Origin of the sequence: Pseudoalteromonas sp. meg-B1 (assembly GCF_003173795.1) — a bacterium.
Taxonomy (GTDB): domain Bacteria; phylum Pseudomonadota; class Gammaproteobacteria; order Enterobacterales; family Alteromonadaceae; genus Pseudoalteromonas; species Pseudoalteromonas undina.
The window spans coordinates 151794-164694 of record NZ_QGQU01000003.1 but is presented as its reverse complement, the minus strand read 5'-3'; the positions used below and the strand labels follow the sequence as shown (position 1 = coordinate 164694).

The window sequence follows — 12901 nt, the reverse complement described above, 5'->3', positions numbered from 1 at the left end:
CATCCTTTATCCAGGCTGTGCTTCTGTTCCAAGTAAAGCGTCAATGTAGGCGAGTTCTTCGCTAAAAATACCACTAAAAAATGCATTCTGTTCAATTATTAAGGCGTCGTTAGGCTGGGCTTTGTAGCTTTGCTGGCATCTGATAATTTCACGGGTTAACCACGAGCACTCATTGCTTGCAGTGTTTATAGCTGTTTTTAAAAAAGAGGGCCATTTGATTTTTTGTAAATTAAAGCGATAGAGCATTACAGCGATACGCCCATAGGCTTGTTGCTTTTGTGATGGTGGGTTATCACTTGTTACTATCTCACTGTTTAACAGCTTACTGCTAAACAGTGCTTGTTGCAGCGCGACTTGCTGTGGCTTACTTAAAAAAGTCGTTGTCATAATGCGTGAGTAGCCTTGGTTGCAATAGAAAATAGCATTTAGTATTAAAGGCTAAGCAAGGCGTTTTACGACTCAAGCAGCACCGAAAAAATGCAGCAACAGTGATAACAAAGTTGGCCTGACTCTTTACTGAATTATCAAAATACAATTGTAATTGGTTAGATAGTTGTGAAGTGTATTAGCATCAATATTTTAATATTAAGGCAGCCAATAACTGAGTTAGGTAATTGACTGAATAATTATAATTAAATAGGTTTTTAAAGGAATAAAGATGTTTTTATCATTTTTTAAAAATCTTTTATATTGTCATATCTAATAATTTACTAGGTCAAATCTATCACTCATCCGCAGAGACAGATGTTATTGCTTAAGGTGTTTTATCTGTTGAGTTATCAATCTGCGCTAGGTGTTACTGAGGAATAAGAGTTATTTACTTTGCCAAGTTGTGGGCGTTATGCAGTAAGCCTTTTAAAGAAACTATGCCCAGATAAAGGGAGTAAATTTTCATTATCTAAACTTACATGTGCAAAAGTAGAACGCTATTTTAAACAAGAAAAAAGCTGAGTAGCATCTTGCGTTCAAACCTTTCTTAACCCTCAATACAGACAAAGTTCTCACTAAATCTATCATTGTAAAAATACAGTAATAATGAAAATCAGAACAAGCTGATTGCTTAGTAATTTAATAAAATGATGCTCTGAGGAAAGCTTACATTTGTTGTGTAATTTTTATAGTTTGTATTGGTGAAATATTTTCATTTCTTTCTTAATCATTGATTTTAAAACTATTTATAGGTGGTCTTTTTTTTGCTTGGTTATTGTTTTTTAACCCTATAAAAATATAGCAATCAAAAAATTATTTAAGGAAGAAAAGTTATGGCAGAGTCATTTAAGTATGCAAATAATAAAGGACATGCAGGAGAGCTTCATCAAAAAGCTAATAAAGACCATCCCGTAATGACAACCGCACAAGGTTGCCCTATCAGTGACAATCAAAATTCATTAAAAGCAGGTCAACGCGGACCAGGACTATTGGAAGATCATGTGTTACGAGAAAAGTTGTTTCACTTTGATCACGAGCGAATTCCTGAGCGAGTTGTTCACGCAAGAGGGTATGGTGCACATGGTTACTTTGAAACGTATGATGCTTTAGATGATTTGACTTCTGCTGATATTTTTCAACGTAAAGGTGAAAAAACACCTGTTTTTGCACGCTTTTCAACAGTGGCGGGTAATCAGGGCTCGCCTGATTTAGCACGTGATGTGCGAGGTTTTGCCGTTAAGTTTTATACGCAGGAAGGTAATTGGGATCTGGTAGGCAATAATATCCCAGTTTTTTTCATTCAAGACGCGATGAAGTTTCCCGACCTTATACATAGCGCAAAAGCAGAACCAGATCGTGGTTTTCCACAAGCGCAAACAGCCCACGATAATTTTTGGGATTTTGTAAGTTTGTCGCCAGAATCCATGCACATGGTTATGTGGGCAATGTCAGATAGAGCTATCCCGCGCTCATTAAGGTTTATGGAAGGGTTTGGCGTTCATACTTTTAAGTTTATTAATGCACAAGGTGAAGAAAAATTTGTTAAGTTTCACTGGAAACCTAAAGGCGGTATGCAGTCAGTGGTTTGGAATGAGGCATTGAAATTAAATGGCGCTGATCCTGATTTTCATCGTCGTGATATGTGGGAATCAATTAATAATGGTGACTATCCGGAATGGGAGCTGGGCATTCAAGTATTTGATCAAAAATTTGCTGAAGAGTTCGAGTTCGATGTTTTTGATGCCACTAAACTGATACCCGAAGAGCAAGTACCAGTTAAAGTTATTGGTAAAATGGTACTCAATCGAGTCGTAGACAACTTCTTCGCAGAAACCGAACAGGTTGCATTTTGTACTCAAAATATAGTGCCTGGGCTTGATTTTACTCCCGATCCTTTATTGCAAGGCCGTAATTTTTCTTACCTAGATACACAAACCAAACGCCTAGGTGGGCCTAATTTCACACAAATTCCTATTAATGCACCAAAATGCCCGATGAGACATTTTCTTCAAGATGGCCACATGGCAATGCAGAACCCCAAAGGCCGGGTTAATTACGAACCTAATTCATTCAGCGGGGGTGAAAACAACCCGCGAGAGTGCCCTGTACACGGATTCAAAAGCTCAGAATCTGAAACTGACGGGGGTAAATTACGCTATCGCTCAGAAACATTTAGTGATCACTATAGCCAAGCGCGCCAATTCTATTTAAGTCAAACTGACATTGAGCAAACGCATATTCAAGATGCTTTGATTTTTGAGTTATCTAAAGTAGAGCATTTACGTATCAGAGAACGCGTGGTTTCTCATCTGTTAAACATTGATAACAAGCTTGCTGAGCAAGTTGCATTGGGTTTAGGTTTACAAACTATGCCAGATGCCGCAGAAGCTGCGCTTGATACCCGTCAAGATTTACCAGTATCTGATGCGCTAAGTATTTTAAAAAATGCGCCAAATACATTTAAAGGCAGGAAGCTTGGTATATTAGTAAGTGATGGTTTTGATGCTGAAACCTTTAATTTATTAACACAAAGCCTTAAAGAGGAAGGTGCAAGTCATGAAGTTATTGCGGCTCAAGTTGGTGGTGCTAAAAACAGTAATGGCGAGGTTGTTGAGGCCGATCAAGTAATTAATGGCGGTCCTTCGGTGCTTTACGACGCAATAGTTCTGCTTACCACTAATGAAGGCGCTAAAAAGTTTGCTGAAATACCGGAGGCGAAAGATTTTGTCAGTGATGCTTATGCACATATGAAGTATATCGGCTTTAGTGATAAAGCAACTCCTTTAATCGAGGCTACGGGTTTAAATGGACAGCTTGATGATGGCTGGTTGGATTTAAATAAAATTTCCGCAAGTGAGTTTGTCTCAAAAATTCGTAACCTTAGGTATTGGAGCCGATAAATCGCATTAATTGGGGCTAGTGAGAACTAGCCCTTGTTATTGATGGCACCGTTTGATTTGAGGATTACAAAAATTTAAAGGAATAAAATGAAACTAATTTATGTCGATGATAACTTGCCGGGCATAACTCGAAAGAGGCATGAAAACCAATGGGTTTATTATGATCCTGCAGGAAAGAAAATACATGATAAAGATGAAATAAAGCGGTTAGACAATCTCGCTTTTCCCCCCGCATACAAAGATGTATGGTTATGTCCAGAGGAGAATGGGCATATTTTAGCTACTGGCTACGACAGCAAAGGCCGCAAGCAATACTTTTATCATCCCGAGTTTAGAGAGCAGCAAGAGCTTAAAAAGTTTGAAGCATGTGTTTTATTTGGAAATAAACTGCCTTTGTTAAGAGCAAAACTATCGGAATATTTGCGAGGTAATGAACTTGATTGCCAGCGCACAATTGCAGCCGTTGTACGTTTAATGGACCTTGGAGCTCTGCGTGTTGGTTCTAAAAAAAATGCCAAACATAACAATAGCTTTGGTGCTACGACATTACGTAGCCGGCATGCAAAACTAACGGGTAAAAATATTCGTTTAAAGTATAAAGCAAAATCCGGTAAGCAAAGAGAAGTGAACATAACAGATAAAGTGCTTAGCTCTATCATACAGCAGTTGCAAGATTTGCCTGGGCAGAGCTTATTCCAATATATCGATGAAGGCGAGTGTTGTGATGTTACCTCCAAAGAAGTGAATGAGTTTATTCAAAGTGTTATGGGTGAGCAGTTTAGTGCAAAACATTTTAGAACATGGCGGGCCAGTGTTTTGGCATTTGAAGTCTTACATAAATCAAACGGCCAGCTTTCGCTTAAAGATATGTTAGATAGCGTTTCAAGTAATTTAGGGAATACCCCAGCAATAGCTCGTAATTCATATATTCATCCAAAGTTGATTGAGCTGTGTAAAGGAGGTAAGGAAGCTCTAAAGGACTTTAATAACTTAGACAAACTACCCCGTAAGACTAAGTACCTAAGTCGCTATGAGCGTGGGTTGTTGATATTTTTAGAAGAGCAAAGCTAATAACGTTAATCTCTTTGTAATTCTACTCATATTTCAATCGCTTGAGTTATACCTATGTGTGTGAACTTTTTACAACTTCTAGCAACTTTTACTTTAAAACGTAGAGTTCTACTTTGCTTTTTTATTTATCTTTCTGATTTTAAAGGATTAAAACTTTGGTTTGAATGTTGCTAATTACTAAGCGTACTTTCTTAAACAAATAAAGGAGTTATTATGAGTACTGTTATTACTGGGTTATTCGATAATGCATCACAAGCAACATTAGCCATTTATAGATTAGAAGCTTTAGGTGTAAGTGAGGCGGATATAAGCATTGTTGCTAACGACTCGTATACAAAGGAAGACTTTGCTGTAGAGGAAGGTACCAAAGCTTCAGAGGGCGGTTTGCTTGGCGCTGCATCTGGTGGCGTGTTAGCGGCAATTATTGGTGGTTTTACCGCTGTTGGTGCAGTCGCTTCGGGTGGTGCAGGCTTATTAGTCGCAGGTCCTTTGGTTTCAGCACTTGCAGCTGGTGGCGCCGGTGCTGCCGTTGGTGGGACTTTAGGTGCAGCAATCGGCGCATTTATTCCAGAACATGAAATTAAGTATTATGAAGACGCAATTGAGAAGGGTTCAATACTCGTCGGTGTTAAATATAACAGCGATAACAAAAATAGTATTGAAGAAATTCTTGATAATGCTGGTGCAAGCAAGGTTTCAAAAGCGTAATATTTCAAGATGCACTATAAGTATCTAAAAAGTATAAAGGTGGAACTGCGTTCCATCTTTTTACGCGTTTGATTTTTAAAACTATCTGAGCTTAGTATATTAATCTATATGGGAACCAATGAATTATTTAGCCCACCTTTATTTAGCAAAGCCTACGGCTGATTCTCATTTTGGCAACTTACTGGGAGATTTTGGTGGTCAACGACAGCTAACATACATACCGACAAGTGTTAAAAGTGCGCTAGATAACCATTATTTAGTGGATAAATTTACTGATGCACATCCTTTAGTTAAAGAAGCTAAACAGCTTTTTTCACCCAAGCGCAGGCGCTTTGCAGGCGTGGCTGTTGATGTGGTGTTTGATCATTTTCTGATTCAGCATTGGCAGCAGTTTAATAACCAATCACTGATTGATTTTAAGCAAACCAGTTATGCGCTTTTGGATAAGCGTATACCTGTAATGCCTACACGAATGCAACGTGTAGTAACCAGTATGACACAAAACGATTGGTTTAAAGAGTATGAAAGCGTTGATGGGGTTGGGCGGGCGCTTGATAATATTGCTAAACGGGTTCGCTTTACTAATAATTTTGCAGGCACCGCTGAAGATATAACCCGACATTATAGTGAGCTAGATGGACTGTTTTTAGCGTTTTTCCCTGAGCTAATTGAACACGTTAATGAGTTTAATTTGGAGAGCGCACTAAAGTAGAGTGCGCTTACAAAATAAGTGGTTTAGTCGTCTGGTCCTTTTAAGGTAAATACTAAATGTTTACGCATATCTTTTAAAATTACGCCTTTTTTAAGCATGGCACCGCTTAAGCGCTTTTGCCATTTTAATAACTCAGGCTCTGCCGCAGTTAGTGCCTGTTGGTTTTCAAACTGAAAACACATTAGTAAAGAGCCCGGAAATAAATGATATTCCACATCAAACCAGCACTGCAGCATACCTGGAATTTCAGCACGGCCTTGCTCTTCTATTTTGTCAGCAACATTGAGGACGAGTGCTTGTTGTTTAACTTGCACAGCAGATAGTTTTTTCATGGGAGAAGATCCAATTTAGAGGCTAAGAATACAGCCAGAATAATGCATTATACCCAAGCTTTCAGGGTGATAACAATGTTAGCCATACTTTAAATTAGATGGCTCATAGTGAAGACTGATTGTGGTTAGTTTAGTAGTTCAATCGGTTTGAATACACTATTTATCAAGGGAAATTATGAATCATATAGTTGTTTTTTTAGTTATTATTTTTATGCTGTCAGGGTGCTCTGAAGAGCAAGTTCCTGAGCAAAAATTAAAACCTGTTTCTGCCATTGAGTTAAAAAAAACTAACTCGTTTGATAGTCGTATTTTGTCAGGTGTTATTCAACCTGCAGATACAACGACCTTAACATTTGAGGTTAGCGGAAAGGTTGAAGACGTTTTTTTTGATATTGGTGAAGCTTTTGATAAAGGTGAGCCCCTCGCCAAACTAGAACAAACAAAGTATTTATTGGCAGTGCAGGAGGCCAAAGGACAGGTCTCTAATGCAAAGGCTACGATGCTAAATGTTAAGCAGGATTTTGAACGTAAAGCGTCACTGGTTGATGATGGTGCGGTGTCTGGCGCGCAATACGATGCTGCAAAGTCTCAATATGAGAGCGCCAAGGATAAAGTCGATATTGCTCAAGTGCGATTAGCGATGGCAAAAGAAAAGTTAAAAGATACTACATTGATTGCGCCCTATGCTGGGACTATCTCAAAACGTAATATTGAACCTTCGCAACAAGTTAGCCCTAATATCTCGGCACTTTTAATCCAAGGTAAAGAAAGTTTTGAAGTCTCAGCGCTTGCGCCTGAAGGGCTTCTCTCCTCGTTAACTATTGATAAACCGGCAAAGGTAACTATTTCAGCTTTAGATAAATCGTTGAATGCTAAAATTAAAGAAATTGGCTCAGCTGCTCAAGGAGCGAATGCTTTTCCTATTATTTTAAAAATCTCAGCTAATGATATCGCAGGTATCAGAACGGGTATGAGTGCAGAAGTGCAATTTAAACAACAGCAGGGAGAAAGCCATGGTTTTATGGTGCCTGTAAGTGCAATCATGGCAAAAGAAAATAACCAACACTTTGTTTTTAAACTGATAACAACAGCGCAAGCTGACTCACAACAAGCTGGCTACGTTTTACAAAAAACAACAGTGGATGTAATGAAATTTTTTGCGCAAAAAGCGCAAATTAAAGGAGATTTAAAAGAGGGGGAACAAATTGTTAACGCGGGAATGGCTTTTTTACACGATGGGCAAAAAGTAACGCTTATCGAAGGCGAAATTAAGCGACTTAACCCATAACCCGTGACGGAGATTTAAAACAATGAAGATCCCTACTATTTCAGAGCTTGCTCTTGATCATAATCGCCTTATGTTAGCTATTGTTTTTGGCCTTATGTTATTTGGCGCCTTTAGTTATTATCAACTACCAAAGCAAGAAGACCCTAAAATAAAAATTCGCGAAGCTGTTGTCACAACAGCTTATCCGGGGATGAGCGCAAAAAAAGTAGAGTTGTTGATCACTAAAACACTCGAAGAAGCTATTCGTGAAATGCCCAGTATTGCCGAAATTCGCTCAGTATCTATTCCTGGTCGTTCTATTATTCACGCTGAGCTTAAGCAAAGTGTTGAGCAAAGTGAGTTTGATCAACAATGGGATAAACTGCGCGATCAAATAAACGCAGTGCGTGATGACTTACCCAATGGGACATTGCCTTATGTAGTAAACGATGATTTTGGTGATGTTGCCGTATTAACAGTGGCACTTATTGCTGATCCTGCCTACAGTATGGGCGATCGCCAAGATGTGGCGCAACACATTGCTGATATGCTGCATCAAGTTGAGGGCACTAAAAAAATTGATATTTTGGGCATTCAACAAGAGCGTATTTTTATTGAAATTGAAAATGCTAAGCTCGCTCAATTGGGTATTGCACCTGAACAATTAATTGCCGCTTTGAAAAACCAAAATATTATACGCCCTAGTGGGGTTATTGACGCCAATGGCAAAAACTTTATTATTCAACCTTCAGGAAATTACCAAAACCTTGCCGATATTAGAAATACACTTATCAGTGTGCCTAACCAGCCTGAAACAATATTGTTGCGCGATATTGCTAAAATAAGCCGTAAAGTGGTCGATCCCCCATCAAGAACAAGTTATTACAATAATCGCCAAGCCATTATTTTTGCCATATCTAAGGATGAACAAGCGGATGTGCTTAAGTTCACTCCTAAAATAGAAGCGATGACAGCTCAAATTAACCAAACTATTCCTGCAGGCTATCAATTAAAAAATATTACGCGCCAAGCCGATGTGGTTGAAGATGCAGTATTTGGTGTGACTTTTAGTGTTTTGCAAACCATCGTTATAGTATCAATTGTGGTAGTGATGTTTTTAGGCTTACGCACTGGTCTGATTGTGGGCTCGATTGTGCCAGCAGCGATTTTAATCACGCTTTCAGTTATGAACTTTATGGGTATTCCATTAGAGCGTATGTCGCTAGCTACTTTAATTATTGCGCTTGGTCTTTTGGTTGATGATGGCATAATAATGGCTGAAGATTTTAAAAAGCGTATCGAAGATGGCGAAACGCGTGATGATGCTATTCGTAACACTTCAGGCACTCTTGCGATACCGTCTTTAACTTCATCATTAACAACTATTCTTGTGTTTTTACCTCTTATGTTGGCACAAAGTAGTGCTGGTGAATATACGCGCTCGATCTCCTTGGTGGTGCTAATTGCATTACTTACTTCTTGGGCGCTAAGCCTGACATTTACTACTTATTTATGTCATCGTTTTGTTAAAAAAGAAACGAGGGAAAAGCAAAATATTATTCGCCGCAAGATAAATGGCTTTTTCGACAGCCTTAACCCACTTTATGAAAAAGCGTTACGACAAATTATGCGTGCGCGTATTGCGTTTGTTGTTGTTATTTTAGGACTATTTTTGGCTGGGGGCTGGGCTATGAGTCTAGTGCCTGCAAAATTTTTTCCAGATTCTGACCGAGCACAAATTTTAGTGTACCTTGATATGCCAGCGGGTACTTCAATGCGTAAAACTGACGCAGCGGTGCAGGCTATTTCAAAAAAATTGGATGATAAAGAACACTTTCCACATATTGAAAAATATGCGGCCTATGCTGGATTTGGTGGTCCTCGGTTTGTTTTATCACTTACACCTATCGACCCCGAACCTTCAAAAGCATTTTTTATGATTGATGTAGGTGAACGAAAGTTCGCCGATCCTACATTAAAGAGAGTGCGAGAGATGTTTGCTCAAGATTTCCCTGGTGTGATGGGGCGTGTTACGAAAATGTTCTTAGGGCCATCTGATTCTTCACTAATAGAGATTCAAGTTAAAGGTCCTGATAGTGATTATATTTATTCTGTTAGCGATGAAATTAAAACTTTGTTGCGAAATGTAGATGGCACGTTTGATATTAAAAGCGATTGGGAAAACCGCATTACGACACTTAAACTTGAGGTTAATCAGCAAAATGCTCGTCGTGCCGGAATTAGCTCAAATGATGTTGCCCAAGCGTTAGAAACCTATTTTTCTGGACGCATAATATCCGAGTTTCGTGAAGGTGATGATATATTCCCTATTGTATTAAGGGCACAAGACAGGGAGCGTTACGATTTAGATCGGATCAATAGTGTAAGTATTTATTCTTCTGCTAGAGGCGTCAGTGTTCCTTTAATGCAAGTGGCCGAGATTCGCTATGAAACGCAGTTTGCCCGCATTGCGCGTGAAAATTTATTTCGTACCGTAACGGTACAAGCTAAAAATCAAATTATGTCGGCGCAAAGTATGGTGCCCTTACTTGAAGAGAAGCTTGCTAAAATAAAAGAAAAATTACCACCTGGATATAAAATTGAATACGACGGGGTGATTGGAGACTCCGCGGAATCGCAAGCTGCTATTTTAGCTAATTTACCGCTGTGTATTGCCATTATGGTGTTTATTATTATTGCGCAGTTTCGCTCTTACCGTGCAACCAGTATTGTATTTTTAACCGTACCCCTAATTATTATTGGTGCTGCTTTTGGTTTGTTGGTTATGCAAGCAAACTTTGGGTTTATGGTTATTTTAGGTTTATATGCGCTTGCCGGTATTATCATTAATAATGCGGTGATTTTAATAGACCGAATAAATATTGAACGTAAACAGATAGAGTACTCAGAGCAACAAACCGCAGAGCAGTCTAATCAACAAAACTTTGAGGCGGTAATCAATGCTTCTTTAAGGCGTTTACGCCCTATTTTGATGTCTACTTGCACAACGATAATAGGCTTAATGCCACTTATTTTATCTAAAGATGTTTTGTTTTATGGTCAAGCAAGCACTATTGCGTTTGGTCTTGCAATGGGAACAATTTTAACATTAGGATTTGTTCCTGTTGTGTATACGTTTTTCTTTAAAATAAAGCCAGTTAAATCAGATAAACATCAAACCCAGCGTGAGTCAGAGCAGGCTTAATATGAAGGGCAGATAATAAGTTTTATCCCTATTTAGTGGCAATTTTAGCCTCTAAATAGGCCTGTTTTACTCATGCTTTATTTGTTTAGATAAAAACAAGTTAGTAACGTCTGCGACTTTGATTAACGACTCTTTATCAGCATGGCTCCAAGTTACCTTTGAGCCTACACTTTCACAACAAATAACACCTAATGGTTTGCTATCAAGTATATAGATGTAATCAAGTAAAGAATAAATATTGAGCGGCTCAAAGTAAGAGTGAGAGAATGGCTTGGTTACGTCGTTATTTCTGGCGTCGGAGGCGTCGAGTACTTGATTGGTTAAAATATAGTTGAAATAAGCAGGGGAGTTTTCTGTGTATAGAACAGTTCCATTTGAAACAACATCATTTTCATCAAGGCAAGCTAAGCAATTTAATGCACTGTAATCTTTATTAAATAACCACAGACTGACTCGATTAGCATTGGGAATAAGCGCTTTTAACTCTTTGCATATTTGCTTTAGTTTCCTGTTACTAGAAACATTAGGATCGCTAATTTTTACTGCTAAGTTTTTTAAGTTGAGGTTTTTAGGATTATAAACATTGAGTAAGCTATTGAGCTTAGCTTTATCAAACGGTTTAGTTAAGTAGCCATCCATACCAATACCTAAATAATGCTCAATGTCTTGTTTTAGGGTATTTGCTGTCATAGCTATAATTGGAACTGTTTTACCTGCAGGGAGTGCTCTAATAGCCTGTGTGGCTTTTATGCCATCCATTTCAGGCATTTGTATATCCATGAAAATTAAGTCTACCGAGTGCTCTTTGAAGTACTTAACACATTCTTTACCATCCTCTGCGATAATTAAATTAGCATTATGTGCTTTGAGCATTTTAACGATAATAAGCTGATTTATTTTATTATCTTCGGCAATTAACACAGTACAACCTTGCAGGTTTGTTATATCAGAGCCCTGCTTTGGTATTGATGGTAATAAAGCAATCTCAAAGTTTTGCTCGTAGGTAAATGTGGAGCCCTTACCTATTTTGCTGGTAAAGCTAAGCTTCCCTTGCATTAATTCACTTAAGCGAGCACAAATTGATAAGCCTAAACCTGTCCCCCCATATTCTCTTGAAGTTGATGAGTCTGCCTGATGAAACTCTTTAAATAAATGTTCTTGAACAGTCTCATTAATGCCAAGGCCTGTATCAATAACTTCAAATTTGAGTAATTGTGTTTGCAATGTACTGCTTTTAATACTTACTTTGAGTTCGACTTGGCCAGTTTTGGTAAATTTAATCGCATTTGAGCATAGGTTATTTAAAATTTGCGAAACCCGAAGAGGATCGCCTTTTAAATTCTCTGCTATTTTAGGATCTACCGACTTAATAAGTTTTATACCTTTAGCAGACGCTTGCTGTAACTGGGGTTTTATTACATCGCTAATAACGTCATTAAGATTGAAGTTGATATGTTCAATCTCTAATTTACCAGCCTCAATTTTAGAAAAGTCTAAAATATCGTTTACAATATTTGATAAGTAATGTGCTGACTTTAATATACTTTTTAAGGTGTTATCTTTTTCCTCTGTTGTGCCTTCTGATATGGCAAGCTCAGCTAAATTTAAAATCCCATGTAATGGGGTTCTCAACTCATGAGTCATATTTGCCAAAAATTTACTTTTTGTGTTATTGGCTGTATCAGCTTCTTCTTTTAACTTTTCTAGTTCTTTATTGTGTGCTTTTTGTTTTTCTAATGCCATCACTAGCTTTTTATTATTAAGTCTAAGCTCTAATTGCGCAATAACTTCTTTACTCAAAACCGTGAGTGCATTTATCTGTTTGCTTGAGAGCTTTTTTGGTTTATCGCTAATAACACATAACGTACCAATAGCATTTCCTCTAGGAGTTATAAGAGGTGCACCTGCATAAAAGTGAATATTTGGGTCGTTTGTAACCAAGGGATTATCGTGAAAGCGGGTATCAGTAAGTGCATTTTGAACTTCGAACACTTGGTTTTCTAAAATTGCGTGAGAACAAAACGAGATATCCCGTGCGGTTTCGTCTACATCAATACCTTGCTTTGATTTAAACCATTGCCTGTCGGGATCAACAAGACTTATTAGTGAGATTGGCGTTTCACAAATATCAGATGCAAGCAGGGTTAAGTCGTCAAAGGATTTCTCAGCTTCAGTGTCTAAAACGTCATACTCATATAGGTCTTTTAGCCGTGATAGTTCATCTTCAGGTGTTGACGCTTTTATCATTATGTAACCTTGTTTTTGATATGTCTAACA

The 12901-nt window shown here is 38.1% G+C and carries 9 protein-coding genes; 6 read left to right on the top strand and 3 right to left on the bottom strand.

Annotated elements, in window-relative coordinates; genetic code table 11:
* Positions 1-6: 6 nt before the first annotated feature.
* Positions 7-387, bottom strand: coding sequence for a hypothetical protein (locus DK924_RS12485; protein ID WP_109875332.1), 381 nt, complete (start codon positions 385-387; stop codon positions 7-9).
* A gap of 875 nt (positions 388-1262) precedes the next feature.
* On the opposite strand from DK924_RS12485, the gene DK924_RS12480 reads away from it, so the two are divergent.
* The 4 genes from DK924_RS12480 to DK924_RS12465 all read left to right on the top strand — a co-directional run bounded on the left by DK924_RS12480 (position 1263) and on the right by DK924_RS12465 (position 5820).
* The gene (locus DK924_RS12480; RefSeq protein WP_010390778.1) at positions 1263-3329 is read left to right on the top strand and encodes a catalase; all 2067 of its coding nucleotides are present in this window, start codon (positions 1263-1265) and stop codon (positions 3327-3329) included.
* An 87-nt stretch (positions 3330-3416) separates the two neighbouring features.
* On the top strand, positions 3417-4400 hold the full coding sequence (locus tag DK924_RS12475; RefSeq protein ID WP_109875331.1) for a DNA topoisomerase IB: 984 nt from the start codon (positions 3417-3419) through the stop codon (positions 4398-4400).
* A 213-nt stretch (positions 4401-4613) separates the two neighbouring features.
* Complete coding sequence (locus DK924_RS12470; RefSeq protein WP_109875330.1) at positions 4614-5108, top strand: general stress protein; 495 nt, start codon at positions 4614-4616, stop codon at positions 5106-5108.
* Between the two features lie 118 nt (positions 5109-5226).
* On the top strand, positions 5227-5820 hold the full coding sequence (locus DK924_RS12465; RefSeq protein ID WP_109875329.1) for an ACP phosphodiesterase: 594 nt from the start codon (positions 5227-5229) through the stop codon (positions 5818-5820).
* Between the two features lie 23 nt (positions 5821-5843).
* Here DK924_RS12465 and DK924_RS12460 read toward each other — a convergent pair whose 3' ends face one another.
* Positions 5844-6152, bottom strand: coding sequence for a hypothetical protein (locus DK924_RS12460; protein WP_010390782.1), 309 nt, complete (start codon positions 6150-6152; stop codon positions 5844-5846).
* A gap of 175 nt (positions 6153-6327) precedes the next feature.
* Between DK924_RS12460 and DK924_RS12455 the strand changes: the two genes are divergently transcribed.
* Both DK924_RS12455 and DK924_RS12450 read left to right on the top strand, forming a co-directional pair.
* Positions 6328-7440, top strand: a complete 1113-nt coding sequence (locus DK924_RS12455; protein ID WP_075170429.1) for an efflux RND transporter periplasmic adaptor subunit — start codon at positions 6328-6330, stop codon at positions 7438-7440.
* Between the two features lie 22 nt (positions 7441-7462).
* On the top strand, positions 7463-10624 hold the full coding sequence (locus DK924_RS12450; protein WP_109875328.1) for an efflux RND transporter permease subunit: 3162 nt from the start codon (positions 7463-7465) through the stop codon (positions 10622-10624).
* Positions 10625-10690: 66 nt separating this feature from the next.
* On the opposite strand, the gene DK924_RS12445 is transcribed toward DK924_RS12450, so the two are convergent.
* Positions 10691-12871, bottom strand: coding sequence for a response regulator (locus tag DK924_RS12445; RefSeq protein ID WP_109875327.1), 2181 nt, complete (start codon positions 12869-12871; stop codon positions 10691-10693).
* Positions 12872-12901 lie beyond the last annotated feature (30 nt).

Bases quoted from the DNA above. Each gene is read 5' to 3' on its own strand.
- DK924_RS12485 (WP_109875332.1), bottom strand. From the start codon at position 387: ATGACAACGACTTTTTTAAGTAAGCCACAGCAAGTCGCGCTGCAACAA.
- DK924_RS12480 (WP_010390778.1), top strand. From the start codon at position 1,263: ATGGCAGAGTCATTTAAGTATGCAAATAATAAAGGACATGCAGGAGAG.
- DK924_RS12475 (WP_109875331.1), top strand. From the start codon at position 3,417: ATGAAACTAATTTATGTCGATGATAACTTGCCGGGCATAACTCGAAAG.
- DK924_RS12470 (WP_109875330.1), top strand. From the start codon at position 4,614: ATGAGTACTGTTATTACTGGGTTATTCGATAATGCATCACAAGCAACA.
- DK924_RS12465 (WP_109875329.1), top strand. From the start codon at position 5,227: ATGAATTATTTAGCCCACCTTTATTTAGCAAAGCCTACGGCTGATTCT.
- DK924_RS12460 (WP_010390782.1), bottom strand. From the start codon at position 6,152: ATGAAAAAACTATCTGCTGTGCAAGTTAAACAACAAGCACTCGTCCTC.
- DK924_RS12455 (WP_075170429.1), top strand. From the start codon at position 6,328: ATGAATCATATAGTTGTTTTTTTAGTTATTATTTTTATGCTGTCAGGG.
- DK924_RS12450 (WP_109875328.1), top strand. From the start codon at position 7,463: ATGAAGATCCCTACTATTTCAGAGCTTGCTCTTGATCATAATCGCCTT.
- DK924_RS12445 (WP_109875327.1), bottom strand. From the start codon at position 12,871: ATGATAAAAGCGTCAACACCTGAAGATGAACTATCACGGCTAAAAGAC.